The sequence below is a fragment of the Ammoniphilus resinae genome, from assembly GCF_017873965.1.
In the GTDB taxonomy this organism is placed as follows: domain Bacteria; phylum Bacillota; class Bacilli; order Aneurinibacillales; family RAOX-1; genus Ammoniphilus_A; species Ammoniphilus_A resinae.
The window spans coordinates 73,669-96,721 of record NZ_JAGGKT010000012.1 but is presented as its reverse complement, the minus strand read 5'-3'; the positions used below and the strand labels follow the sequence as shown (position 1 = coordinate 96,721).

Genomic DNA, 23,053 nt, shown 5'->3' with positions numbered 1-23,053 from the left:
CAAGTCCCACGGAGGCCGTAAAATCCTTCAATAAAAGTGGCTGCACAGACAGAAATTATTCCTAAACTAAGCCTAATCACTGTAATTCATGGTTTCATGATGACCTGCATGAAATTAATTCCGACATGTATCAAATAATACCAATTTTATGTCCCATCATAAGCAGCATTTATTGAGGATAACTGCCAGTTTAGCGAAATAGAGATTGCTCTAGACACTTTGGATTTTTCCGCCTAGCTATGCAGGGGAAACAAGTCACTCAAAGTTATCCAGATTACAGGGGCGAAACTGTTTTTGGTGATTATAGGTGGGTCAATGGCCATAAATGGCTTATCATTGGGGAATTTGCGAGGGATGACATCTTCTCTCCTTTCTACCAATTGATGATGGTGTTAACGGTAGCCCTATTGCTCGTTCTGATCATAGGTTTAGTGTGTACGTTGTTACTCTCCAAACAGATTGAAATTCCGATTAAAGAAGTGCTGAAGGGTGCACGTCAAATGGGAAAAGAAAAATATGAATACCGCATCGAACCGTCTTCTTATGCTCATTTTTCTATTGAGCTTCAGGAACTCTGTGGGACGTTTAACCAAATGGCTGAATTGGTCCAATACCATATGCATTCAGTACAGAATAGTGAAGAACGTTATCGTGCGTTGATTGAGTCTTCCCCCAATGCAATCATCGTTCATCAGGCAGATAAAATCGTCTACGCTAATCCAGCGAGTGTTCGTCTGCTTAGGTTCTCATCCCCAGAGGATCTAATTGGTCGGCACATTTTGGAATATGTTCATCCTGATTATCATGAAATCGTCAGGGACAGAATTCAACAGTTGGAAATCAATAAGCCTGTAGGTTTATTGGAAGAAAAATATGTTTTCTCGGATGGATAGGTAATTGATGTAGATGTAATTGCTACCCCATTGAGTATATGGATAAGCCTGCTTTCCAGGTTATCATTGAAGATATTTCCGAAAGGAAACTGACTGAACAAAAGCTTAAGGTGGCTAACGAACTTTTACAACACCTTTCCTCCACTGACGGATTGACTGGGGTGGCCAATCGCCGTTCGTTTGTTTGATGAATATCTAGAAATAGAATGGCAGCGATCAATTCGAAACTCCATCCCTTTGTCGCTGATCATGTTGGATATTGATTATTTCAAAGCCTTTAATGATACCTACGGCCATCAAGGTGGAGATGAATGTTTAAAGCAAGTGGCCACAACCATTTGAAATGTATTAAGAAGACCAGGAGACCGCATTTTCCGATATGGGGGGAAGAATTCAGTGTCATTCTACCAGAAACACATGAAGAAGGTGCCAGGAGAGTAGCAGAAAAAATTCGGGAAGCCATCGAGAGATTAGAGATTCCTCAAGCCGGTTCGAAAATCTATCAGTGGGCTACAATTAGTTTAGGAACAGCAACGATGGTGCCGACAAAATATACCCCATCTTTAAACTTGGTTGCATCAGCAGATAAAGCATTGTATCAGGCGAAACAAGATGGACGGAATTGCGTTCGTTCCTATGTGGAGTACAAATAATTATTATTAATTTCCCTACGGGAATCTATAGCTAAATAGACAACAAAGAAGGTTCTTCCTACCTTAGGGAAGGAGAATCGTCTTTTTAGCGTCCATAATATATGTCTTAGTGTGCGTTTTTCATGTTGGAGTAAATAACATTGGAACAATGTAAAATCACCGGAATAAATAGCCAAAAAGTTAAATCTGTATTCCCCCAATAATCGAAGGGTGGAAAAAATATGTTAAGAGGCACGCAGGTATACGGAAAGCTCAACTTCTCATTGACTTAGCTAAAAGAAGTGTCGGTCCAAAGCAGGCTCTCAATGCATACAAACTCCATTTACAGCAACTCCTCGAAGAATACGATCTTGCCGATAAGCAGCTTCAAAAAGTGGAGTTTGAGATTTCATCCGTCCTAGACCTAAGCTTTGAACTAGAATGATTCAATTTAAATATGATTTTTTTATAATCAATTATTGGGATAATTACAATGGCTATTCGAATGATTTTTTTCATTTTCTCTTCCTCCATTGATACCTAGGAAAATAAACTGCGATTCGTCATAATCAAGACAGCAGCCATGATCAATAAAAAAAGGTAATTTCTCAGGGTACTTTGAAAGAATAATCCTTTTTAGATTTCTATGCATCATTCCAATCGTGCCGCCAACAAGCAGCACGATTGCAATCCCTGCCCATAAGATTGAAGGATAGGATGAATAACCAAAGCTCATCCATCCTCCTGGTCATTTCCCGTACAAGAAAAAATGGTATGAATGATAAAAGGTAAAGAAAGGAAGCTTCCTAAAATTAAATTAATTACTGGTCTACTCTTGGCCTTTTTGATTGTAGCCCATGCAATTCGAAGATATATTCTCATTCCTTTGGAGAAAATGAGCGCAAGTGTTAGGCAGATTGCAGAAGGAGATTTGGATATCCAGTTACCTTCCTCAAAAATTTCAGAAATCGCTGAAGTCCATGACGGTTTTCATGCGATGGTGGATAGTTTAAAAAAATCTTTTCAGAAACAGGTAGAATTGGAAGATCGACGAAGATTTGTGATTGCTGCAGTTGTGCATGATTTACGGACACCATTATTTGCCTTACGGGGCTATTTGGAAGGTTTAGAGCAAGGTATTGCTGATTCACCTGAAAAACAAATAAAGTATCTGCAGGTTTGTAAGGAAAAGTCTGCACAATTGGACCGACTTGTAGAGGACCTTTTCACATTTACAAAGACAGAATTATTTGAGATGGAATTCAAAGAAAATACGGTAGACCTTTCAATTGTTATACAGAAGTCAATTGACAGTGTTAGTCTGCTAGCTCATCAGAAGCATATATCGATCATTGTGTACCAACTTGGTGAGGACTGTGTAGTCATTGGTGATTCGCACTTATTGGAGCGAGCCATGAACAACTTATTGGATAATGCAATCAGACATACACCCTGCCATGGGGAGATTTTTGTAGAATGCTATAAGAATGGCAACAATGTGACCTTTACCATTAAAGATACAGGTGAGGGTTTCTCTTCAGATGAGCTTAAACGAGTTTTTGAAACATTATATCGTGGTGAAGCATCGAGAAATCGTTTAACTGGCGGAGTGGGGCTGGGAATGACGATATCAAAGAGAATCATTACGCAACACGGAGGTGACCTTGCCGCAGCTAACCATTCAGACGGTGGTGCACTCCTAAGTGGCCGGATACCCTTGGCAAACAGTTCTTTCTATTCTTATACTTGAAAGCCTTATTTGGCAATCCAGATTAACTATTCCTTTTGTCTAGATCCCCTTTCTAAGAAATATTTTGCTTTACCCTTAAACTAGCAGTGAACCGTTTCATAAATAATTATAGAATTATTCAACAATCTGGCGTTTTTCTTGAGTACGGAGAGCGCCTTTTCTCAATAATTGCCACTCTCCTATCCAATAAATATATTGCGCTACCCAATAGCACAATAAAGGGCTTCCTTCGAATTAAAGCCCATCTTTCGTCTATTCAACTCTTGATCTCAGTTACTTATATAACCGCAGAAATTTAGACTTATTGTATTCCTCATTAGTGGATTAACTTACAGTACCAACGGACATACAAACGTGATATGACGAAAGTAATGAATAAACCAATCCAAGTCCAATACCAAGTCCAACCTGTGTACTTGATTAAGTTGGTATTCTTTTCAACCATTACCTCTATTAATGTCATTCCAGAGCAGAACAGGGCGTAGTACCCTAATTTATTAAGAATGCTTCTTTTTTCAGGGTAATGAGCAATAAAAATTGCACAAAGAGCGGGGTGTACAAAAAAATCATAAGTAAAACTCGAACCATATGAGGAAATTTCACGTACAGGAAATTGAATCCACCCCTTCTCAACCACAAACATAGCTCCTGACCAAGTAATCATCTGTTTAATTAGAAATGCTAATTGTGCTTCGCGGAATTTTTTCCTTGGAACCAACAATAAAAGGGCAAGAATTATTAAAATCCATGCCACAATCAAAATAGTGCGCTCAACTGACATAACACAATGTCCTTTCCAGTAATTTTCATTTATTATTTTGTCCAATGTTAACCAAGATAACTGTCCCTTAGCACAGTAAAGGAGCCTTTAGGCTCCTAGAAAAATCGTTTATATAGCTCTCTTTGACGCTCTCCCCGTAATTGAGCATAAATTTGAGTTGTTGAGGCTTTTTCATGCCCCAACATCCCCTGAATGAAATCTAATGGTGCTCCGTTATCGAGTAGCTGGCAAGCATAAACATTGACAGGAATCCTTCCACCGGGTTCAATCAATTTCACAGAGTTACGGAGGGTCGGGATCGACAGCCTATGATTTGGGTTGTTCTCTTACGTTCAGACTGTTTAGCTAGATATTCTTTTAACAATGGTAAGGTGACGTATTATAGTTCCAAATCACCTATTTCACGAGTGAGGATTTTACAGGTTAAATGAAGTATCTTTCCCTTTCGTTTAATATCTCAATTTAGACCCCTGCAAATTCTTTCAATGTCGGCTTGGGATGCTATTCATTGATACGATATAAAAAAAGGCACTTTCCTTCATTAGGAAAGTGCTATATTTTGACGGCTACCCCATATTGTATCAAAAAGCTCGGATGTATTGCTTAGGTACTTTCACTTCAGTCCCCAGTTGACGTGCCGCGTGGATGGCCCAGTAAGGATCGCGCAATAATCCACGAGCGATCGCGATCAGATCTGCATCTCCATTAGCAACGACAGACTCTGCCAGAGCCGGATCCTCTAACCTACCAACGGCAATGACCGGGATGGAAAGGGACTCGCGAATGGCACGAGCGAACGGAACTTGGTAGCCTGGATAATTTCCTGGTTTTCTTTGCCCCGCTTGCCCTTCTCCTCCAGAACTTACGTGGAACAAATCCACTCCTGCTTCCTTGTATGCGTGGCAAAGCTGGATGGCATGATCCAAATCATACCCACCATCTGCATATTCCACAGCGGATATCCTAAAGATAAGCGGCATATCGGAAGGTATTTGTTTCTTTACGGCTTCGATCACCTCTACACCGAACTTTTCTAAGTGCTGTCCATAGGTATCCTTCCTATGATTAGTTAGTGGGGATTGGAATTGGTGAATCAGATACCCGTGTGCACCATGGATCTCAATCAAATCTACCCCAGCTTTCACGGCACGGCCTGCGGCATCCGCAAAAAGTTGAATCATATCTTTCACTTCGTCGGTTGACAATTCACGAGGCTCCTTATACCCATCCGAAGGGAATCGAATGGCTGAGGGTGCAACAGGTGTCTCTGCATCCTCTGCCTTGCGGCCCGCATGAGCGATTTGGATCCCAATTTTTGTACCGTACTGGTGAACTCCGTTAATAATCTTGGCAAAGGCAGGAATCTGTTCATCTGACCATAACCCAAGATCATGATTCGTAATTCGACCATCTGGTTCCACATCCGTCATTTCCATGATCATTAATCCTACTCCACCAACAGCGCGGCTCATATAATGCACATAGTGCCATTCATTCGGAGTCCCGTCCATCGCTTCTACTGAATACTGACACATAGGAGCCATTACAACTCGATTTTGCAATTGTAGACCTTTTATGGAAAAAGGAGAAAATAACAGACTCATCAAATTAAACACCTCTGATTTTTATAAAGTAAAGATACATTAGAATTACTTATGTATCATTGTGCAAATAGGACCAAATTTATGAGAAGTCCAACATTCGCTTACTATAAAGAAAGGGCAGTTGCCCGCCCTTATGCTGTTGCTCTGCTTTCTTTATCTCTATTCCTATAGACATGATCAATGGTTCCTCCACCGAGACAAACATTATCTTGATAGAAAACAACAGACTGACCTGGTGTTATCGCAATTTGCGGTTCGTCAAAAAATACATCCACCCACTGTTCATCACGAACAAAGACGGTGACGGTTTGGTCTGGCTGACGATAACGGAATTTCGCTGTACAGGTAAAAACCGACCCGACCTCTTCTCCCGATATCCAGTTCACACCGCTAGCCATTAGTCCTTCTGACTGCAAGGCAGGGTGGGATCCGCCCTGAACCACGTAGAGGATATTCCTCTCAAGATCTTTATCCGCTACATACCAAGGCTCACCTGTTCCCTTCGTACCGACCCCCATGCCACGTCTTTGTCCTAACGTATAGTACATCAGCCCGTCATGGGTACCTACTACCTCGTCATTTAAGGTTCTGATGTCTCCAGGTTTTGCTGGCAAATAGGTTCCTAGAAACTGTTTAAAATTGCGTTCACCGATAAAGCAAATTCCTGTACTATCTTTTTTTGATGCAGTGGTTAGACCCACTTCATTGGCGATCTCCCTTACCTGGGATTTATTCAAATGCCCAATGGGGAATAGGATCTTGGAAAGCTCATTTTGACCTAACAAATGAAGAAAGTAAGTTTGATCTTTTCCTTGGTCTGCTCCACGTTTTAGAAAGTATTGCCCTTCCCTTTCTTCTACTTGGGCATAATGACCGGTGGCCACATAGTCTGCACCCAATTGCATAGCTCGCTCTAAGAATGCTTTGAATTTGATTTCTTTATTACATAGAACATCAGGGTTCGGCGTTCTACCCAGCTCATATTCTTTAATAAAATAAGTGAACACCCGATCCCAATATTCACGTTCAAAATTCACCGTGTAATAAGGGATGCCAATTTGATCACTCACTCGTCGAACATCTTCATAATCTTGATCAGCGGTGCAATAACCAAATTCATCGGTGTCATCCCAATTTTTCATAAACACTCCAATTACATCGTATCCCTGTTGTTTTAATAAATAAGCCGCTACGGATGAATCCACCCCACCGGACATGCCTACAACTACCCGGACTTGCCTCTGGTTTCCCATCGTCACGCTGATCTCACCTTCTTTATGGTCATTTTTGTGTAACTTTTTTTGTTACAATTAATGCATAAATAGATCCTATCCTACAAGTGGCGGTTAATAGTGTTTAACAATAGTTCCTTAGGTTGGAACCCCACTATTTTTTCGACTACTTCTCCCTCTTTTATTAATAACAAAGTAGGAATGCTCATGACTCCAAATTGTGCTGTGGTTTCCGGATTTTCATCGACATTTAATTTTGCAATCTTGATCTGATCTCCCATTTCTTGATCGATTTCCTCCAATACAGGGGCGATCATTTTGCAAGGTCCACACCAATGAGCCCAAAAGTCAACTAATACCGTACCAGAATATATTTCCGTTTGAAATGTACGATCGTTTACTTCTAGAATAGCCATTCTTGATTCCTCCATTAGTTCGTTTTAGAATTCTTCACTAATCTCTAATCTTCTCCATCGATTTTTCAGGATCGGACTTAATTTGTATTTTTTACGATTATCACTTCTACCCTGTCTCAATTGATTTAATTCGAAAGAGAGCTCTAAAAACCATGATTCGTCGCGGGTTAGCAAAGCCAAGTCAACCATTTGCAGTATTTGTTCCTCATTCCGTGTTGATTCAGGCAATTTCTCAACCCATTTCGTTAAGGTTTGTACTGTTCTACCTACGGTCTCTTCATTATCGCAGGTAACGACCTTTATCTTTACCCAACCCTCTATATAATCTGAAGCTTCTACAAAACCGCGGATTAACTCTCCATTTTTTGATTTTCCTTTAATCCAGTCTCCGATTGCGAAGTGTTGCTTATTTCCTGTCATTATCATTCACCTCGGCACATAATGTTACAAAAAATGTTAAAGTTCACCTAGAAAATATCTGTAATAAAAAAAATTACATTATAGAGAAATAAAACAGAATTTATTTATTCTGTTTTATCCTTTCCAACACGAAGCTTAGAGTAATTCGGTTTAAATATTGTTCAAAATACAAATCCGCTTCATTAAAAATATCATCCATGACAGACTGAAGATTCGATGAGATCATACAATTCTGTTCTGGATCCCCTGTACACCAGTGTGGTTTAATCGTTCCACACGCTACGGTACGGTAAATTTGGGCTAAGGTGATTTCCTGTGGGTCACCGTTCAGGATATAGCCGCCACCAATGCCCTCTTTGGTCTTTACAAAGCCGCCTTTACGCAAGCAACTCATCACTTTTCTGATTCTTGCTGGATTTGTAGAAACATTCTTGGCAATCACATCACTGCTGGCCATATGCTCAGGCAGATAAGCTAAGAATACTAAACTGTGTACTGCAATGGTGAATTCGCTGTTCACGTTAGCCTGTTCCTCCTCAAGAAGGATACTGTAATCATAAATGATACAGATACAAATGTCAAATACTTTATATTAATGAAGGTCATAAACAGGGGTCGAACCGAATTTATTTTTTCCTTTAGCATGTGACACCTCTTTTTTGATGCGCGTCTCTAACTCCTTTTATTTATCCATCTACAATGAGGTCCAAAGAAGTAAAATGAAGTGTTTAACCAAGCCATGACACGGTCTCCCTTTTTTAATTTGGTCACCCCTGGACCGAATATTCACCTGGTAAAAGAAGACCCCAATTCTTAAATTGAATTGGGGTTTCTGTCATTGTTTGGCTATGTGCTGTATGAAAAATACGAAGTATCCAATCGTCTATTAGGTTATAGTTAATAATTGGCTAAAGCGAACGTTCCACAATTTCTGCAATGTCTAACGTTTTGACTAGGTCTTCAACTTCCTTTGCCTTTGTACCATCGCTCATCATCGTTAAGCAGTACGGACAATTACTTCCGATCGTTGATGGGCTAAGCTTTAAGGCTTGCTCTGTCCTTTCAATATTGATTCGCTTCCCATGCGTTTCTTCCAGCCACATCATCCCGCCGCCAGCTCCACAGCATAGAGCATCTTCGCGGTTACGATCCATTTCGAGCACGCTGACACCTGGGATCGATTTTAAAATTTTTCTCGGAATGTCATAAATGTCGTTGTAACGGCCGATATAACAAGAATCATGATAAGCAATGGCTTCTTTGACTTCCTTGGTTGGTTTAATACGCCCTTCTTGAATCAACTGATAAATGATTTCAGTATGGTGATAAACCTCAGCCTCTAAGCCAAATTCGGGATACTCATGTTTAAAAGTATTGTATGCGTGAGGATCGATCGTAACAATCTTTTTGACCTCATACTTTTGGAAGTTTTCGATGTTCTCTTGGCACAATTGCTGGAATAAAAACTCGTTTCCTAACCGGCGCGCGGTATCTCCTGAGTTTCGTTCATCGTTACCAAGGATGGCAAATTTGACGTTAGCTACATTTAAAATTTTCGCAAAGGATTGGACAATTTTTTGACTGCGGTTGTCAAAGGATCCCATCGATCCGACCCACAAAAGATAGTCAAACTCTTCTGTTTCCTTGACGGTTGGCACTTGGATATCCTCCCGGCCTTCACGCCACTTGATACGCTCTTTGCGGTTAATCCCCCATGGATTGCTTTGACGCTCAATGTTTTGGAAGTAACGGGCAGCTTCTGAAGGCATGCTTCCTTCGGTCAACACAAGGTAGCGCCGCATATCGATGATCTTTTCCACGTGCTCGTTGGCCACCGGGCATTGGTCTTCACAATTGCGGCAGGTTGTACATGCCCAGATTTCCTCTTCGGTAATGACACCACCAATCAGGTTGACATCATACTGTGCGGTGGCCGCCACTTCAGATGAACCAGAAGCAGCGGCAGCTATCTCGTTGGCTTTATTACCGAATACAAAGCCCGGCATCCACGGTGTGCGGGAGGTAATCGACGCTCCCTTTTCGGTTAAATGGTTTCTCATCTTCACGATCAGATCCATTGGTGACAACGTTTTTCCTGTTCCTGACGCAGGGCACATGTTCGTGCACCGTCCACACTCCACACAAGCATAGAGGTCGACGAGTTGGTTCTGGCGAAAATCTTCAATTTTCCCCGCGCCATAACTTTCTTGCGATTCATCCTCGAAGTTAATGGAGGTAAGCTTTCCGACGGGTTTGGTATCCCGCAGGAAAACGTTTATGGGCGCAAAAATTAAATGTGCGTGCTTGGACTGTGGAACGTAAACTGCAAAGCAAAGTAGGGTAAGCAGATGGATCCACCAAAAGATATAAAATAAGACGCCAGCTGCCGTGGTGCTGATTCCACTAAACAAGACTGCAAGTAAAGTCGAGATCGGTGCATATACCGTATCGCCTGGTTCACCTAGCCACAGATGCTCGAACGCCAAGGATAATAGAATCGATAGCATTAACGTAGACAAAAACATAATGACAAGACCCGCTTTCCAGCCGCGCTTCAATCGTCCAAGCTTTTCTACATAACGACGGTAAAACGCGTATGCCGTGGCAAGAAATACAAGAAGGGTCGTAATTTCTTGGGTTAAGCTAAAAAAGTGATGGGCCGTACCTATCGGATATTCAAATCCTTTGAATAAACCTTTGAGAATGAGTTCAATAGCTCCAAATTGGAGAATGATGAAGCCGTAAAACATCACTACATGCATCAATCCGCTTTTTGGGTCTTTGAAGAGCTTCTTTTGCCCAAACACATTGACCATAACTTCGCTAATGCGCTGCTGAGTATCTTCTTTCAAATTGGATTTCTTTCCTAGCCTAATGAAGGTAATACGGCTGTAAACCACGTTGGAAACTAGATAAATGGCATAGCCTGTTACCAATAGAAATGCTATAAAATTTAAAAATGCCAGCATGTTCTCTCACACCCTTATAAAGAATCTTGTATCTATCATTTTCTGATTACGCTTCAACAAGAACTTTCTTAAATTCTTCAATTAATAAAGGCACCATTTGAATAAACCCTCAACAAAATTCAGAATCCATTAATCGCTATAATCACTTTGGAGCTAGATATTCCTGCCAAATGTTGTATTGCCCCAGATATCCCACATGCAATATATAAAGCCGGTGTATCTGACCTTATTTATTTAAGTAGATGGCGCGAGATAATCATGCGCTGAATTTCTGAAGTACCCTCTACGATTTCTAATACCTTTGCATCCCCGAAAGCGCGAGATACGGCATATTCACTCATAATTCCATAACCGCCATGAATTTGAATCGCCTGGTGTGATGCCTCCATAGCTTTTTCTGTTGTAAAAAGCTTAGCCATCGAAGATTCTTGTTCAAAAGGTTTCCCAACATCCTTAAGAGAGGCTGCCTGATAGATCATAAGTCGTGCCGCATGAGCATGTGTAGCCATATCTGCAACTTTAAACTGTAGCGCTTGATAATCACTTAGAGGCTTGCCAAATGCGGTCCGTTCATGCAGGTAGGCAACAGAACGATCCAATGAACCTTGGAGAATCCCCAAACCCAGCGCAGCGATCAGAATACGCCCTGTGCCAATGGTAGATAACGTTTGTCTCATTCCTGCTCCTCGTTGTCCCAACAGATTTTCCTTTGGAATCCGGCAATTCTCAAAAAATAATTCCCCTGTGCTTGATGCACGCCAGCCTATTTTCTTTAGCTTTCTTCCATACGTAAATCCAGGTGTACCATTTGGTACAATAAAATTGGAAATTTCATTTTTACCATTCTCTTTTTTGCCGGTGACCGCAGCAATAATGACAGGTCCTGTCTTTTCATTGTCTGAATTACTGATAAAAATCTTTGATCCATTAATCACCCATTCGTCACCATCTAGCACAGCATGGGTTTTTAATGCAGTTGCATCAGAACCTGCATTGGCTTCCGTTAATCCGATGGCGCCAATTTTTTCTGCAGTCAGAATAGGACGCAGAAATTGTTCTTTTTGTTGTTCGTTTCCAAAGTTGGAAAGCAAACTTGCAGCGGAGGAATTAGCCATAATTGAGTTGGCAACCGCACAATCGATGCGGGCTAGCTCCTCTAATACGATCACAAAGGATAACCAATCCCCACCAGAACCACCATATTTCTCCTCATAAGGCAAACCAATTAAACCTAGCTCTCCAGCTTTACGCCAAAATTCGTAAGGAAAGTGTTGATTCTCCCATAATTCTTCAGAAATCGGAGCAATCTCTTCTTCTGCAAACTCTCGTACCATTTTCCGGATCATTTCTTGCTCTTCTGTTAAAATAATCATCCTTAGCACCTGCCTACTTTTTTAGTTTTTTATTTGAAAGAATACATTAAATCCCTCTTTAGCAACTTATGCCTTAAAGAAAACTTCATTTAGAGGCCCTCCTATGAAAAAATTATCGTAAACGTTTACAATAAAAGCACTTATTATAAAGTCTTTTTAAGTCCTTCTTCATTAGCCTCCGACTCAAACATATATCGTCCTACCCTGCTTGAAATCATTTATCTTTTTTAAAAATTCCTTTTAAAAAGCGAAAGATATTTGAAAGAATGCGAGTGATGCAAATAAGGATAAAAAAATAGTCAAACAGGCACATGACTGAATCTGATTATATTGCAATCGTTTACAATGTATATTTTTTCATATAGTTCATTTTCTTGGTTTATCTTTATTTTTTAGACTTTTAACAATAAAAATTAGTAGGTAATCGCAATAAATAAGTCTACCTTTTCAAGTTTTTGGTTGAAAAAATTGCAAACGATTACAATCAATCTATTAACCATAAAAACAAATGAAATATATGAATATGTATTCTTTTTTAATATATAAAAGTATACAGATAACTCATCTTGTTTGTCTAGTATTTTTGTGATTCTTTATAATCTTTTTTATTCATTAGTTTATTATTGTACCATTCCTAAATGGTTCATTTTTATCAATGATCCAAGGTGGCAGAATACATAAGTCCTCTCTGACCCCTTTGGATATTTATGCCCAAAAATCTATGTTAATGTTTTAACTCTTTTTCCCTTGAACATAATCCGGTTAAATAAAAACCATCAGGGTATGCCGTATGTTTGATGTCAGGCCACAATCTCTCAAGGGACTGTGGCTTGACATTCTAAATAACTATTATTGAATGAATCATTTAAGTTCCCATTTTTAAAGCTCTAAGTTAGTTTCATCAAACTCATCTCTATTTGATTCTAAATATAAGCAGCATATCACCAATAACTTCCCTGCACTTCCTCACAATTTCCAACGCAAAACGGACCCTGCAGGTTACCACCGTACTCATCTTTACAATATTCTCCAAAGGGGATAGAAATTGTGCGATCAGATAGTCATAAATCCTTAAATTCAACAGTGTCAAAACTGGCGTTTTTCATTCTCAAGGATTCTGGAAGCATGTATTTCTATCAGTTCACCGATCTCCTTAATCATAGACGTAGATGGACGGATTGGATATTGCCATCCACAGGAACGTCTTGGGGGACATTGGATGGTGCAACTGCAGGATAACCGGTGACGTCTGGTCTAGCACGGCTACCCCCGTGTCCAATTTGGATTGATGCACGTGCTCCAAGTTCTTTTATTTTGCTAGCCAGTATCGTTAGTCCCGGCAAAAACTCATCACTATATATTCCGATTTCCCGTCTCCTGTGCCGACCAGATGGATGAGGTGAACCCAGCTCAACGGTAATCATAGCGACACCTCCACGTGTTCTAGCTGCATAATATTCAATGAGCTCATCTGTCACTTCCCCTTTGTTTCCAGCAAAACGTGTAGTCATCGACGCCATCACGATGCGATTTCGTACTTCAAGGCCACGTAGACGAATCGGTTCTAATAATTCCATCTATTTTCTTCCCCTTTTTCATTAACATGATGTTTTGGGTATAGAAAATTTAGGATCCCAAGTTTCATCATGAGATCCCAGGTAGTCCCCCATTACTTCTTCGCCGCTTCAATTTCCTCTAGGTTCTTTTGCCCATCAGGAATATCTTTCAATATCGCATCGTATGCTTTCATGGTCTGCTCTTTCAAACTAGATACGTTAGTTTCAACCACTTCAACGCCAGCTTGTTTGATTTTTTCTAAGGAATCCGTGTACTCCTTTTTATAATATTCAATATTGAACGCTAAAGCTTCATCAGCGGCTTCCTGCAGTGCCTTTTGCTGATTCGGGCTCAACTGGTCCCATTGAGCTTTAGAGGCTATTAAAAGCAATGGTAAATTATGAACCTTCGTCAAGTTATAATACTTTGCCACTTCTATAAATTTGTCCATAATAAATTGGTCTGGTGTCGTATCCCCTCCATCAACGACTCCTTGCTGCAAAGATAAGTAAACTTCGGAATAAGCCATTGGAGTAGGTACGGCGCCTAAAGCCTCATAGGCTTTTACATAACCTGGAGCCTGCATGACTCGAACCTTTAAAGAACTCATATCTTCAACTGAACGGATTGATTTAGAAGAAAATACGTTACGTTCAAGTGCTGTGAGCCACCCGAGTCCAACCATACCATGCTGCGGCAGCATATCAAGAAATTTATCTCCTACGGGTCCGGCTAGTACTTCGTTTGCTTGATCGACACTATCAAACAAATACGGTAGGTCAAATACACCATACTCTGGAATTGTATTGACCAACGGGGCTTGGGCCGTAATGAACATTCCCAACGTACCGGTACGGGCGGATTGAATCATTTTCACTTCCCCACCTAACTGGGACTGAGGGAAAATAGTAATTTTAATGGTCCCGTTAGACTTTTCTGCTGCCAGCTCTGCCAGCTTATTTGCCATCGCCTGATAATGACTTTCAGGAGAAAGCACATGTCCTAACTTTAATTCAACGGGTTTGTCATCGCTTTCAGAAAAAGGATTAGAGGAAGATTCCTTACTGTTACTATTACCGTTAGATGCCTGTGAATTTGAACCCGTATTCGTACTGCTGCCACATCCAGTCAAGAACGTTCCAAGTGCCAATGCAACAGTTAATCCGCTGACTAACCGTTTCTTTTTCATACCACATCTCTCCTTTTAAAATGACAAACCGACTAAGATCATGTGCTATTTAATAGGTGAAAAACTAGCTGATCCGTGGGTACCTCCCTGGATTCTCTTACTTCTGACAAATTATTTCTTGGCAGCTTGAATCTCTTCTAAAAGTTGTTTTCCGTTAGGAATGTCCTTTAAAATGGCATCGTAGGATGTAATTGCTTTCTTCTTCAGATCTTCTACATCTGATTCAACCACCGAAACCCCTGCTTGCTTAATGGCTTCAATAGATCTCGCATACTCGTTTTTGTAATAATCGATTTGGTATGCCAAGGCTTCATCAGCTGCTTCTTGAAGGATTTTTTGCTGGTTCGGACTCATCTGATCCCAGACTACCTTGGACATGGTCAGTACGAGCGGCAAGTAATGAACCTTTGTCAAGTTATAGTTCTTTGCGACTTCCATAAATTTGTCCATAATGAACTGGTCAGGGGTGGTATCCCCTCCATCTATAACTCCTTGCTGCAAGGACATGTAAACTTCGGAATAAGCCATGGGTGTCGGCTGTGCGCCCAGTGCCTCATAGGATTTTACATGACCAGGTGCTTGCATAATCCTGAGTTTTAGGGAGTTGATGTCATCAGCTGATTGAATAGCTTTGTTGGAGAATACGTTGCGCTCTAATACGCTTAGGAAGCCTAATCCAACAAGATCATGCTTTTCAAGCATATCCAGGTATTTTTTGCCAACAGGACCACTGAGCACCTCATTGCCTTGATCGATACTGTCAAATAAGTAAGGCAGATCAAAAATCATGTATTCCGGAATTGTATTGACCAGGATCGACGAGGCGGTGATGGATAATCCCTGTATACCTGTGCGCATAGACTGGATCATTCTTACGTCCCCTCCTAACTGTGACTGAGGGAAAATCGTGATTTTTATTGCCCCGTTTGACTTCTGCGCCGCAAGCTTCGCAAACTTTGTTGCTAATGCATGAAAGTGACTGTCTGGGGAAAGCACATGACCCATCTTCAACTCGATTGGTTTTTCATCAGCTGGTTTGGCTGTTGCTTCGCTAGCAGGAACAGGATTCGTCGTGGCTTGGCTTGCTGGGTTGGTGCCGCCGCATCCGGTCAAGATAGCACTTAAAGCAAGCACTGTTGCTACGCCTGAACCTATTAGTTTTTTCATCATGAAAACACCAACCCTTCTCTATAATCAATATTTTCTGAAAGGAAAATTCGGATTTGACCTTTTATCTTATAGGTGAACGTATAAGTGATTATCTTCGATGGAGACATTGTATCGTTCCACTGTCACTTCATAACTCTTCGTTCTCATTTTCGGATCGACGATCATGCATCCAGTCTTGACGTCAAATTCCCATTGATGCCAAGGGCATCGTACGATTTCACCCTCATGCTCATACTCAAACACGCCCGGCCTCGTAGAGGTAATAAGAGCGGTCGTAATCCCTCTGCAAAGTTCAGCCCCCTGGTGCGGACAGGTGTTGCGGATAGCATAAAACTGGTCCCCCACATGATACACACCTATGCTACGTCCGTTTGCTTCTATTATTTTTTTCTCTCCTTCAGGAATCTCGGATGCTTTTCCAACAAAAAAGCGGGTCATTATTTTATTCCTCCTTCTGGGCTTTTCTTGCTGGCAGTCCATATAACTCAGCCGCATTTTGATAGAAGACTCGCTCCCACAAATCATCTTCCAGCTTAGGAAAGGCCATCAGCGGAGAATCAAAATCCCAATGAGGGTAATCACTGCAAAACATTACGGTTTCACTGGCATTCACCGCGTTCATCAATTGACGGAAGATCTCCATGTTTGGTGTAGGCTCAAGCGGTTGGGACGATACTCTTACATTGCTGAAGAAATACTCACTTGGTTTTTTCTTTACCCATGGCGTTTGGAAGCGAAGCGCTTTCCAATCCTCATCCATTTTCCATAAGAACGGCGCAAGCCAGAACACTCCAGCCTCTTGCAGAACAACCTTCAAGGTTGGAAACTTTTCAAACACTCCTTCATAGATGAAGCTAGCAAGGTGCGCGGCCATTACTTGGGGTCTGCAAGCTCGATACTCTGGGTAGTAGGACACATAGCCTGCACCAGTGTTAGGCGCATTGATACCCAGCCCTTCCAGCAAGACATGAATGGTGAAAGGCAGATCCTGCTCCACACAAGCTTCATAAATCGGGTGATAGAAACGGTTTCCGTAAGGCTTTTCTGCACCGCTAGCCACAATAACTTGGACCATATCCGGATGTGAGCCGATACGGCGAATCTCCTTTGCTGACAGCAATGGATCTTGTTTTGGAATGAAGACAGATCCTTTCAGCCGGCTTTCATTCGCTAGCCAATGGTCGCATGTAAAATCGTTAATGGCAGAACATAAGGCTGCGGCATAATCAGCATCGGGTGAAGCCTGGCAAAAGTACTCCGTTCCGGTTAATACCCCATATTCAATATTGTAGGGATCCAATAATTGCTTTCTCATGAATTCAAGGTTGCTTCCGGGAAAGCTTCCATCAGGAGGGGTAGAGTCAGCCATCTGACCTACCTTTACTCCGCCGTTTAACCATAATGAGCCCGGGAGCCTCCATCCCCATAAATCAATCTGATCACGATAGGCCCGAGGTAAATAAGGCTTTATGTCTTCGAGCTCTGTTTTGTGATGAATGTCGACATCAATAATACTCCGTTTCATTTTTGTTCTTTTCTCGCGTTGCTTAATCTCAGTTGCTTCCAACTGTCTTCACTCCTTTTTGGTTTCCTCTTACAGGAAATCTTAAATAGCCGCTTCTTAGCGTAAACCAAGCTTATTTGATTGTTTAAATTTTCTGTTTAGGATATTATAGCAATTCATCGAATCACCCAAGATGTAACTTTTTCCACCATTTTTGCAGATTGACTGTCCTTTTCTACATTGGTTATCACGGGAATTTATCTCTCTATATATTCTCGATCAAGGCAACGAACAACACCATTCTGCCTGACGGTCGCTGAGGATTCATCCCTGTGACCTCCGTCACTTTTGCCAGCCGATTGCGCAAGGTATTGGGATGGATGAACAGCGATTCTGCCGCGCTTTCAAGCGAGTCACTGACCAAATAGGCCTTTAATGTTTCGAAAAGCTCCGTTCCGTTTTCTCGATCGTAGCGGACTAGGCTGTCAACAACCTGTTGACGTATTTGTTTTCGTTCCGTCTGTTCTTTCGAATGCAATAAAAATAGCTCTAGGAGATGATCTGTTGCATACCACAGTACGCCTTTCTTATTGACTGCATACTGAACAAGTGTATTGGCTTGCTTATAGCTTATTGGAATCGATTTGGCCTCTCCAAAAATACTTCCTATGCCGATCCGGACTTGTTTTTCCAAAGAAACATAGGAATAGTGCAAGGAAAGAAATTCCTTTAGTTTAGCCTCGTGATGGGCCTGATCGCACCATGCCGAATTATGGGGCAAGGATACCAAAATAACTAATTCATTTTTTCTAGCTACAGGCAAAGCAGATGGAAAAAAAGCTTGGATACGCCTTGCTAAACGATTCATCAACGATTGACAAGCATCTGGAGGAGAAAAAGCTTCTTCAATGGCTTTAATGATCACAACCTGATATTCATCCAAAATTTTCCACCCTAAAAAACTTGCTTTTTCGCAAAGAACCTCTTCTTCCATTCCTTCAAGTATGATTTCCTCCACAAATGAAACAAGCATTTTCTTTTCCAGCTGGTCTTGCAGGTGCGATTCCAGCTGATTCATGCCAACCGCATTTGCCGCATATTTCGTCAAGAGACTTTCGCGGAACCCCCAACTTCGCACGGCAGAGAATACGAGATAGCTGATAAGCTTTCCCTTCACGTAACAACCTGCAATCAGATAAGAATTTTGGTAAAATTCTATGGATGAGTGATCCACTAGATCGTGATTGATGGCCATGTCGTTCAATACAGCATCAAGATCGGCAACCTGTTCGCCGATGACAGAAGGGATTTCTTTTCCTTGCGAATTTGTTACTTTTCCGGCGATCAGCCTCCGGTCAGGGGATAGTATTGCACAGTCATAGCCAACATAACGTTGGATTTCAAGACACAGCCTTTCGGGTGAGGATCCCTTCATTGATAGGGCCATGATCTTATCTTGAAACGCGATTGTTTGTCGGTAGGATTCATTTTTCCGATCAATCAATTCTTCTGAAATAATACGAATGATATCACGGAACTTGACATCTTTATCTATAGAGAAAAGTGGTAATTGTAGTTCGTCAGCGACTTCAAGCAATGATGGATGAATCGATTGGAGAAATCGTTTCTCTTTGATAGCCAGTGCGGCAATACCTTTCCGAGATAACGCGCGGATCGTCTCTATTTGAAGATTTAGATCATCTTTTATTGAAAAGAAGTTGCTCAGCACGAACTCATCTTCGTTGACCCATTGGTGAAAATCCGGGACTTCCATGATGGTGACATGACCGATCTCGTTTCTCAGCCCTTCTCTTCCGGCAATAAGATTAGCACACATAGTAAAAGATTCTAATTCTACCAACTCCATTACTTGTAGCAATCGTAAGAATTCACCTCCTGTAAGGGTTCATTGCACCTTATCTCCCTTTCAATTTCTGACCGACCCTTGCTTTTTTAATTAAATATAGTAGTAATCTGCATAAACGAAATTATGAAGCGTTTCTAAACCAATACCTGTGTTTCATTCTAAAGGAGCATGCATTGCCCTCCATGGTGAACCTCCAAGCTTTTCTGAATGCTCACATAGAATGACCTCGTGTCCACGGTCTACTAACATATAAGCAGCTGTCATTACTCCCAGGACGCCACCTACAACCAAAATACGTTGTTTTTCTTTAGTAGCAGACCACTCGTAAGATGATTCTTTGCAGCGAGGGAAGACCAAATTCTTCAAAGGTTTTCATATAATCATACGCTTGTCCAAAAGCTTCACCCTCGCTTCCTATAAGATCTATCTTTATCTCAGCATAAAAAAGTATAAACTCCACTTCTAGATTTCCATTACCTTAAAGTCCTTTCTCTTTCTGTTCCTGCATAATTTTTCGTGTAATAATCATTCGATGAATCTGAGATGTACCATCATAAATTTGGCAAATCTTTGCATCTCGCATATATCTTTCCAGTGGATATTCTTTACTGTATCCATATCCACCAAAGATTTGGACGGCATTTGTGGTATGGCGCATGGCATTATCCGAACAGTAATACTTGGCCATGGAGGCCTCTTTTGTAAAGGGCAACCCGGCATCACGGAGTTGAGCGCCACGATACAAAAGGAATCGTCCGGCATCAATTTCCGTTGCCATATCAGCCAACATAAATCCCACTCCTTGGAAATTTCCGATCTCCTGACCAAACTGTTTCCGGCTTGCTGCATAAGCGGCTGCCATCTCGTAAGCAGCCTGGGAAAGACCAAGCGATAAGGCTGCAATATCCAAGCGAGTTCCATCCAATCCGGACATCATGATTTTGAATCCCTGTCCTTCCTCACCTAACATATTTTCTACAGGAACACAGCAATTATCAAAATAAAGCTGACCAATGGGGATACCATGTTGTCCCATCATAGGTTCTTTAGGTCCCGCTGAGAAACCAGGTGTCCCTTTTTCTACAAGGAAACTAGTCATTCCACGGACTCCCTTGGAGGGATCTGTTTTCGTTAAAACAATGACCATATCTGCGACAGGCCCAAGCGTGATAAAGCATTTAGACCCATTAATAACCCAATAATCTCCTTTTTTAACTGCTGTGGTTTTGATATTGGAAACATCGGATCCTGCACCAGGTTCCGTAATGGCAAAGGAGCCTATTTTCTTCCCGCTACTTAAAGCCGGGATCCAGTTTTCTCTCTGAGCCTTTGAACCAAACTGATGAATGAGCGAAAGCTGCAGCCGGACTGCACCAATTACATTGCATACAGCAGCGCTTACCCTTGCAATTTCTTCATTGCAGATCACGGTTGCCAAAGCACCACTGTCAATCCCTCCTACAGACTCTGGCAGTTCCATAGCCAGAATCCCCATCTCCCCAGCCGCTTGCATAATATCCGGGAAGAACTCATCTTTTTCATCGATTTCTTTTGCACGTGGAGCTATTACCTCCTCTGCAAAGCTTCGTACTAGTTGTTGAATTTCTTTCACCGAATCTGGAATCTGAAAATTCATTTTGCACGCCCCTTTCTTAGTCTTTGTTTGGAACCAACAAGTTTTCAGACTTTACTAGTTCCACTCTTGTGCAATTTGGGTAGTTTATTATCTAAATAATGCAATTCGTGTGCCAACATCTATCTTGTAAAAAGACTTTATCCAACTGGATGTTCAGTTGCTTGGTTGGTTTGTAAACTTGCAAAATTGCAAATATAATATGTGTTTTATATAATAATTAAGAAGAAAACCTTTAATTACTAGTGTTGAGCATCATTGCACAGTTTGTGCAGAATTGCTTAAACGAAAAGGATGTGTGTATCATCAATACGTCATGCTTGGTTTCTCGTGAACTAGATGCTGTCGTTGATGCAGCTTATGATGGAATCGTTGTTACCAACCGAGAAGGTGGAGTTTTAAAAGTTAATCAGTCTTATAGCAAGATAACAGGCGTTCTACCAGAACAAATGGTTGGGAAGAATGTTAGTGATTTACTAAACTTAGGCTTTTATGATCAATCCATTGTTCAAATGGCTTTTAGAGAAAAAAGAGTAGTCACCCGACTACAGAACATTCTTCATAATGGGAAAGAGGTTCTTGTATCTGTAAGCCCTGTTTTTGATAAAGAAAATGAAATTTATATGGCGGTCAGCTTTATTCGTGATCTTACGGATCTAAATAACACTAACAAACAACTGCAAGAAAATAAGAAACTAATTATGAAATATAAATCGGAACTACAAGAAACACGAGATAGATTGGATGCGATCCCTTATAACTTTATTGCTAGAAGCGAGCAAATGCTGAAAGTCATGGATATTTTAATCCGGGTAAAAAATGTAGACTCTTCCTTACTAATAATGGGAGAATCAGGTGTGGGTAAAAGTATGTTGGTAAAATACTTGCATAGCATCAGTTCAAGGAAAGATTATCCTTTTTACGTTATCAATTGTGGCGCAATCCCTGAACAACTCTTGGAATCCGAACTATTTGGATATGAGAAAGGTGCATTTACAGGTGCACTTGCCAGTGGGAAGCCGGGTATATTTGAATTAGCCCATAAAGGGATTGTATTTTTGGATGAAATTACAGAATTGAGTCCCTCTTTACAAGTAAAATTATTAACCTTTTTACAGGACAAGCAATTTATGAGAGTAGGTGGAACGAAGAGTATTAAGGTGGATGTTAGAATCATAGCGGCTACAAATCAAGATATAAACAAACTTATTGATAAGAAATTATTTAGAGAGGATCTGTATTATAGAATTAACGTCATTCCGATTACCATCCCACCCTTGCGTGAACGAAAAGATGAGATGATCTCCTTGATTTGGCATTTTACTAATTTTTTTAATAACAAATATCAAAAAAAGACATTTTTTAGTCCAGATTCATTCGATTGTCTGTACGCCTATCATTGGCCAGGTAATATAAGAGAATTAGAAAACCTCGTGGAGCGATCAATTATTATGAATGATGGTATGATTCATCCCAATCGACTTCCTGAAAATATAAGAGATTACAATAGGCCTCAAATCAATACGAATAACCTGAAAGAAGCAATCGCCGAGTTTGAAAAGCAGTTTATTTCTCAAAAACTTGATCAGATAAATAGCATCGATGAGTTATCCCAGCTTCTCGGTGTCCATCGAACTACCTTAACGCGTAAAATGGAGAGGTACAAAATTAAAAAGTTATTATAGGACCACTTCAAAGCACTTTTCTGCATGACTCAGCTGTCGCGGACTGCCTGCCAGATCTAAAGCGTGAACGCTTTAAAGGTGCCGATCACTGGTGCCAACTCATCTAAGAAAAAACACATAACATCCTTGAATGGCCAGGGTTACCCAGATGACTCACGCCATTCAAGGATGGCAGAAGGGATCCTAGCTAGCGGAAGCCTAGGATCTCAAGTAGCATTGGAGTTTTGGCTTTTTATTATTTTAAAATATTCAACAGGGTCATAACTATAAGGGATACCGCCAACATTTCGAAATTTTTATACGCTAAACGAATTTTAACCTAAAAAAAGTCGATTTCCTGTACGTTAAGGAACTGACTTTTTTAGGTGGGTTCTGTTG

At 40.9% G+C, this 23,053-nt stretch carries 24 protein-coding genes and 2 pseudogenes; 7 read left to right on the top strand and 19 right to left on the bottom strand.

The annotated features are described in order from the left end of the window. Window positions 1–239 precede the first annotated feature (239 nt). The 5 genes and pseudogenes from J2Z37_RS17920 to J2Z37_RS26160 all read left to right on the top strand — a co-directional run. The gene (locus J2Z37_RS17920) at window positions 240–893 is read left to right on the top strand and encodes a PAS domain S-box protein (protein WP_209811672.1); all 654 of its coding nucleotides are present in this window, start codon (window positions 240–242) and stop codon (window positions 891–893) included. 38 nt (window positions 894–931) lie between these two features. Beyond that, entirely contained in the window at window positions 932–1,081 is a 150-nt protein-coding gene (locus tag J2Z37_RS17915; protein ID WP_209811671.1) for a hypothetical protein, read from the top strand. Further along, the gene (locus J2Z37_RS26165) at window positions 1,074–1,235 is read left to right on the top strand and encodes a diguanylate cyclase domain-containing protein (RefSeq protein WP_209811670.1); all 162 of its coding nucleotides are present in this window, start codon (window positions 1,074–1,076) and stop codon (window positions 1,233–1,235) included. Before J2Z37_RS17915 ends, J2Z37_RS26165 begins: the two co-directional genes overlap by 8 nt. Further along, complete coding sequence (locus J2Z37_RS17905; protein ID WP_209811669.1) at window positions 1,205–1,546, top strand: GGDEF domain-containing protein; 342 nt, start codon at window positions 1,205–1,207, stop codon at window positions 1,544–1,546. Before J2Z37_RS26165 ends, J2Z37_RS17905 begins: the two co-directional genes overlap by 31 nt. A gap of 199 nt (window positions 1,547–1,745) precedes the next feature. Next, a pseudogene (locus tag J2Z37_RS26160) lies at window positions 1,746–1,949 on the top strand (IS110 family RNA-guided transposase); the annotation flags it as partial. Between the two features lie 48 nt (window positions 1,950–1,997). Here the strand turns inward: J2Z37_RS26160 and J2Z37_RS17900 are convergent. Beyond that, the gene (locus tag J2Z37_RS17900; RefSeq protein ID WP_209811668.1) at window positions 1,998–2,261 is read right to left on the bottom strand and encodes a hypothetical protein; all 264 of its coding nucleotides are present in this window, start codon (window positions 2,259–2,261) and stop codon (window positions 1,998–2,000) included. A 42-nt stretch (window positions 2,262–2,303) separates the two neighbouring features. Here J2Z37_RS17900 and J2Z37_RS17895 point away from each other — a divergent pair, with 42 nt between their 5' ends. Beyond that, the gene (locus J2Z37_RS17895; protein ID WP_209811667.1) at window positions 2,304–3,275 is read left to right on the top strand and encodes a sensor histidine kinase; all 972 of its coding nucleotides are present in this window, start codon (window positions 2,304–2,306) and stop codon (window positions 3,273–3,275) included. Window positions 3,276–3,591: 316 nt separating this feature from the next. On the opposite strand, the gene J2Z37_RS17890 is transcribed toward J2Z37_RS17895, so the two are convergent. The 18 genes and pseudogenes from J2Z37_RS17890 to J2Z37_RS17805 all read right to left on the bottom strand — a co-directional run bounded on the left by J2Z37_RS17890 (window position 3,592) and on the right by J2Z37_RS17805 (window position 20,993). Beyond that, window positions 3,592–4,056, bottom strand: a complete 465-nt coding sequence (locus J2Z37_RS17890; RefSeq protein WP_209811666.1) for a CBO0543 family protein — start codon at window positions 4,054–4,056, stop codon at window positions 3,592–3,594. A gap of 95 nt (window positions 4,057–4,151) precedes the next feature. Continuing rightward, complete coding sequence (locus J2Z37_RS17885; protein WP_342453852.1) at window positions 4,152–4,334, bottom strand: tyrosine-type recombinase/integrase; 183 nt, start codon at window positions 4,332–4,334, stop codon at window positions 4,152–4,154. Between the two features lie 303 nt (window positions 4,335–4,637). Beyond that, on the bottom strand, window positions 4,638–5,660 hold the full coding sequence (locus J2Z37_RS17880; protein WP_209811665.1) for an NADH:flavin oxidoreductase/NADH oxidase: 1,023 nt from the start codon (window positions 5,658–5,660) through the stop codon (window positions 4,638–4,640). 131 nt (window positions 5,661–5,791) lie between these two features. Next, on the bottom strand, window positions 5,792–6,913 hold the full coding sequence (gene mnmA / locus J2Z37_RS17875; RefSeq protein ID WP_209811718.1) for a tRNA 2-thiouridine(34) synthase MnmA: 1,122 nt from the start codon (window positions 6,911–6,913) through the stop codon (window positions 5,792–5,794). Window positions 6,914–6,993: 80 nt separating this feature from the next. Continuing rightward, entirely contained in the window at window positions 6,994–7,308 is a 315-nt protein-coding gene (trxA, locus tag J2Z37_RS17870; RefSeq protein ID WP_209811664.1) for a thioredoxin, read from the bottom strand. Window positions 7,309–7,332: 24 nt separating this feature from the next. Further along, the gene (locus J2Z37_RS17865; protein ID WP_245203899.1) at window positions 7,333–7,728 is read right to left on the bottom strand and encodes an IDEAL domain-containing protein; all 396 of its coding nucleotides are present in this window, start codon (window positions 7,726–7,728) and stop codon (window positions 7,333–7,335) included. 100 nt (window positions 7,729–7,828) lie between these two features. After that, the gene (locus J2Z37_RS17860) at window positions 7,829–8,248 is read right to left on the bottom strand and encodes an RrF2 family transcriptional regulator (protein WP_209811662.1); all 420 of its coding nucleotides are present in this window, start codon (window positions 8,246–8,248) and stop codon (window positions 7,829–7,831) included. Window positions 8,249–8,636: 388 nt separating this feature from the next. After that, window positions 8,637–10,697, bottom strand: coding sequence for a heterodisulfide reductase-related iron-sulfur binding cluster (locus J2Z37_RS17855; protein ID WP_209811661.1), 2,061 nt, complete (start codon window positions 10,695–10,697; stop codon window positions 8,637–8,639). A gap of 46 nt (window positions 10,698–10,743) precedes the next feature. After that, window positions 10,744–10,915, bottom strand: a pseudogene (locus J2Z37_RS26155) (FAD-binding protein); the annotation flags it as partial. Window positions 10,916–10,927: 12 nt separating this feature from the next. Beyond that, the gene (locus tag J2Z37_RS17845; RefSeq protein WP_209811660.1) at window positions 10,928–12,070 is read right to left on the bottom strand and encodes an acyl-CoA dehydrogenase family protein; all 1,143 of its coding nucleotides are present in this window, start codon (window positions 12,068–12,070) and stop codon (window positions 10,928–10,930) included. Window positions 12,071–13,227: 1,157 nt separating this feature from the next. Next, complete coding sequence (locus J2Z37_RS17840; RefSeq protein ID WP_209811659.1) at window positions 13,228–13,647, bottom strand: oxidoreductase; 420 nt, start codon at window positions 13,645–13,647, stop codon at window positions 13,228–13,230. Between the two features lie 92 nt (window positions 13,648–13,739). Next, window positions 13,740–14,816, bottom strand: coding sequence for a TRAP transporter substrate-binding protein (locus J2Z37_RS17835; RefSeq protein ID WP_209811658.1), 1,077 nt, complete (start codon window positions 14,814–14,816; stop codon window positions 13,740–13,742). A 111-nt stretch (window positions 14,817–14,927) separates the two neighbouring features. Next, window positions 14,928–15,983, bottom strand: coding sequence for a TRAP transporter substrate-binding protein (locus J2Z37_RS17830; protein WP_209811657.1), 1,056 nt, complete (start codon window positions 15,981–15,983; stop codon window positions 14,928–14,930). A 69-nt stretch (window positions 15,984–16,052) separates the two neighbouring features. After that, window positions 16,053–16,424, bottom strand: a complete 372-nt coding sequence (locus J2Z37_RS17825) for a Rieske (2Fe-2S) protein (protein ID WP_209811656.1) — start codon at window positions 16,422–16,424, stop codon at window positions 16,053–16,055. A 4-nt stretch (window positions 16,425–16,428) separates the two neighbouring features. Next, window positions 16,429–17,553, bottom strand: coding sequence for an amidohydrolase family protein (locus tag J2Z37_RS17820; protein ID WP_209811655.1), 1,125 nt, complete (start codon window positions 17,551–17,553; stop codon window positions 16,429–16,431). Between the two features lie 202 nt (window positions 17,554–17,755). Beyond that, a complete protein-coding gene (locus J2Z37_RS17815; RefSeq protein ID WP_209811654.1) occupies window positions 17,756–19,369 on the bottom strand; it encodes a PucR family transcriptional regulator in 1,614 nt (537 codons plus the stop codon). Between the two features lie 141 nt (window positions 19,370–19,510). Next, window positions 19,511–19,723: a hypothetical protein gene (locus tag J2Z37_RS17810; protein ID WP_209811653.1), complete on the bottom strand. Its 213-nt coding sequence runs from the start codon at window positions 19,721–19,723 to the stop codon at window positions 19,511–19,513. A 112-nt stretch (window positions 19,724–19,835) separates the two neighbouring features. Beyond that, window positions 19,836–20,993: an acyl-CoA dehydrogenase family protein gene (locus J2Z37_RS17805; RefSeq protein WP_209811652.1), complete on the bottom strand. Its 1,158-nt coding sequence runs from the start codon at window positions 20,991–20,993 to the stop codon at window positions 19,836–19,838. 245 nt (window positions 20,994–21,238) lie between these two features. On the opposite strand from J2Z37_RS17805, the gene J2Z37_RS17800 reads away from it, so the two are divergent. Further along, window positions 21,239–22,675 (top strand): sigma-54 interaction domain-containing protein, encoded by a 1,437-nt coding sequence (locus tag J2Z37_RS17800; RefSeq protein WP_209811651.1) that lies wholly within the window; start codon window positions 21,239–21,241, stop codon window positions 22,673–22,675. Window positions 22,676–23,053 lie beyond the last annotated feature (378 nt).

What these genes read in the sequence shown, in the direction of transcription:
- J2Z37_RS17845 (WP_209811660.1), bottom strand. Translation starts at nt 12,070, where the DNA reads ATGATTATTTTAACAGAAGAGCAAGAAATGATCCGGAAAATGGTACGA.
- J2Z37_RS17865 (WP_245203899.1), bottom strand. Translation starts at nt 7,728, where the DNA reads ATGACAGGAAATAAGCAACACTTCGCAATCGGAGACTGGATTAAAGGA.
- J2Z37_RS17830 (WP_209811657.1), bottom strand. Translation starts at nt 15,983, where the DNA reads ATGAAAAAACTAATAGGTTCAGGCGTAGCAACAGTGCTTGCTTTAAGT.
- mnmA (WP_209811718.1), bottom strand. Translation starts at nt 6,913, where the DNA reads ATGGGAAACCAGAGGCAAGTCCGGGTAGTTGTAGGCATGTCCGGTGGG.
- J2Z37_RS17900 (WP_209811668.1), bottom strand. Translation starts at nt 2,261, where the DNA reads ATGAGCTTTGGTTATTCATCCTATCCTTCAATCTTATGGGCAGGGATT.
- J2Z37_RS17825 (WP_209811656.1), bottom strand. Translation starts at nt 16,424, where the DNA reads ATGACCCGCTTTTTTGTTGGAAAAGCATCCGAGATTCCTGAAGGAGAG.
- J2Z37_RS17805 (WP_209811652.1), bottom strand. Translation starts at nt 20,993, where the DNA reads ATGAATTTTCAGATTCCAGATTCGGTGAAAGAAATTCAACAACTAGTA.
- J2Z37_RS17855 (WP_209811661.1), bottom strand. Translation starts at nt 10,697, where the DNA reads ATGCTGGCATTTTTAAATTTTATAGCATTTCTATTGGTAACAGGCTAT.
- J2Z37_RS17895 (WP_209811667.1), top strand. Translation starts at nt 2,304, where the DNA reads ATGATAAAAGGTAAAGAAAGGAAGCTTCCTAAAATTAAATTAATTACT.
- J2Z37_RS17920 (WP_209811672.1), top strand. Translation starts at nt 240, where the DNA reads ATGCAGGGGAAACAAGTCACTCAAAGTTATCCAGATTACAGGGGCGAA.
- J2Z37_RS17905 (WP_209811669.1), top strand. Translation starts at nt 1,205, where the DNA reads ATGTTTAAAGCAAGTGGCCACAACCATTTGAAATGTATTAAGAAGACC.
- J2Z37_RS17915 (WP_209811671.1), top strand. Translation starts at nt 932, where the DNA reads ATGGATAAGCCTGCTTTCCAGGTTATCATTGAAGATATTTCCGAAAGG.
- J2Z37_RS17880 (WP_209811665.1), bottom strand. Translation starts at nt 5,660, where the DNA reads ATGAGTCTGTTATTTTCTCCTTTTTCCATAAAAGGTCTACAATTGCAA.
- trxA (WP_209811664.1), bottom strand. Translation starts at nt 7,308, where the DNA reads ATGGCTATTCTAGAAGTAAACGATCGTACATTTCAAACGGAAATATAT.
- J2Z37_RS17840 (WP_209811659.1), bottom strand. Translation starts at nt 13,647, where the DNA reads ATGGAATTATTAGAACCGATTCGTCTACGTGGCCTTGAAGTACGAAAT.
- J2Z37_RS17835 (WP_209811658.1), bottom strand. Translation starts at nt 14,816, where the DNA reads ATGAAAAAGAAACGGTTAGTCAGCGGATTAACTGTTGCATTGGCACTT.
- J2Z37_RS17890 (WP_209811666.1), bottom strand. Translation starts at nt 4,056, where the DNA reads ATGTCAGTTGAGCGCACTATTTTGATTGTGGCATGGATTTTAATAATT.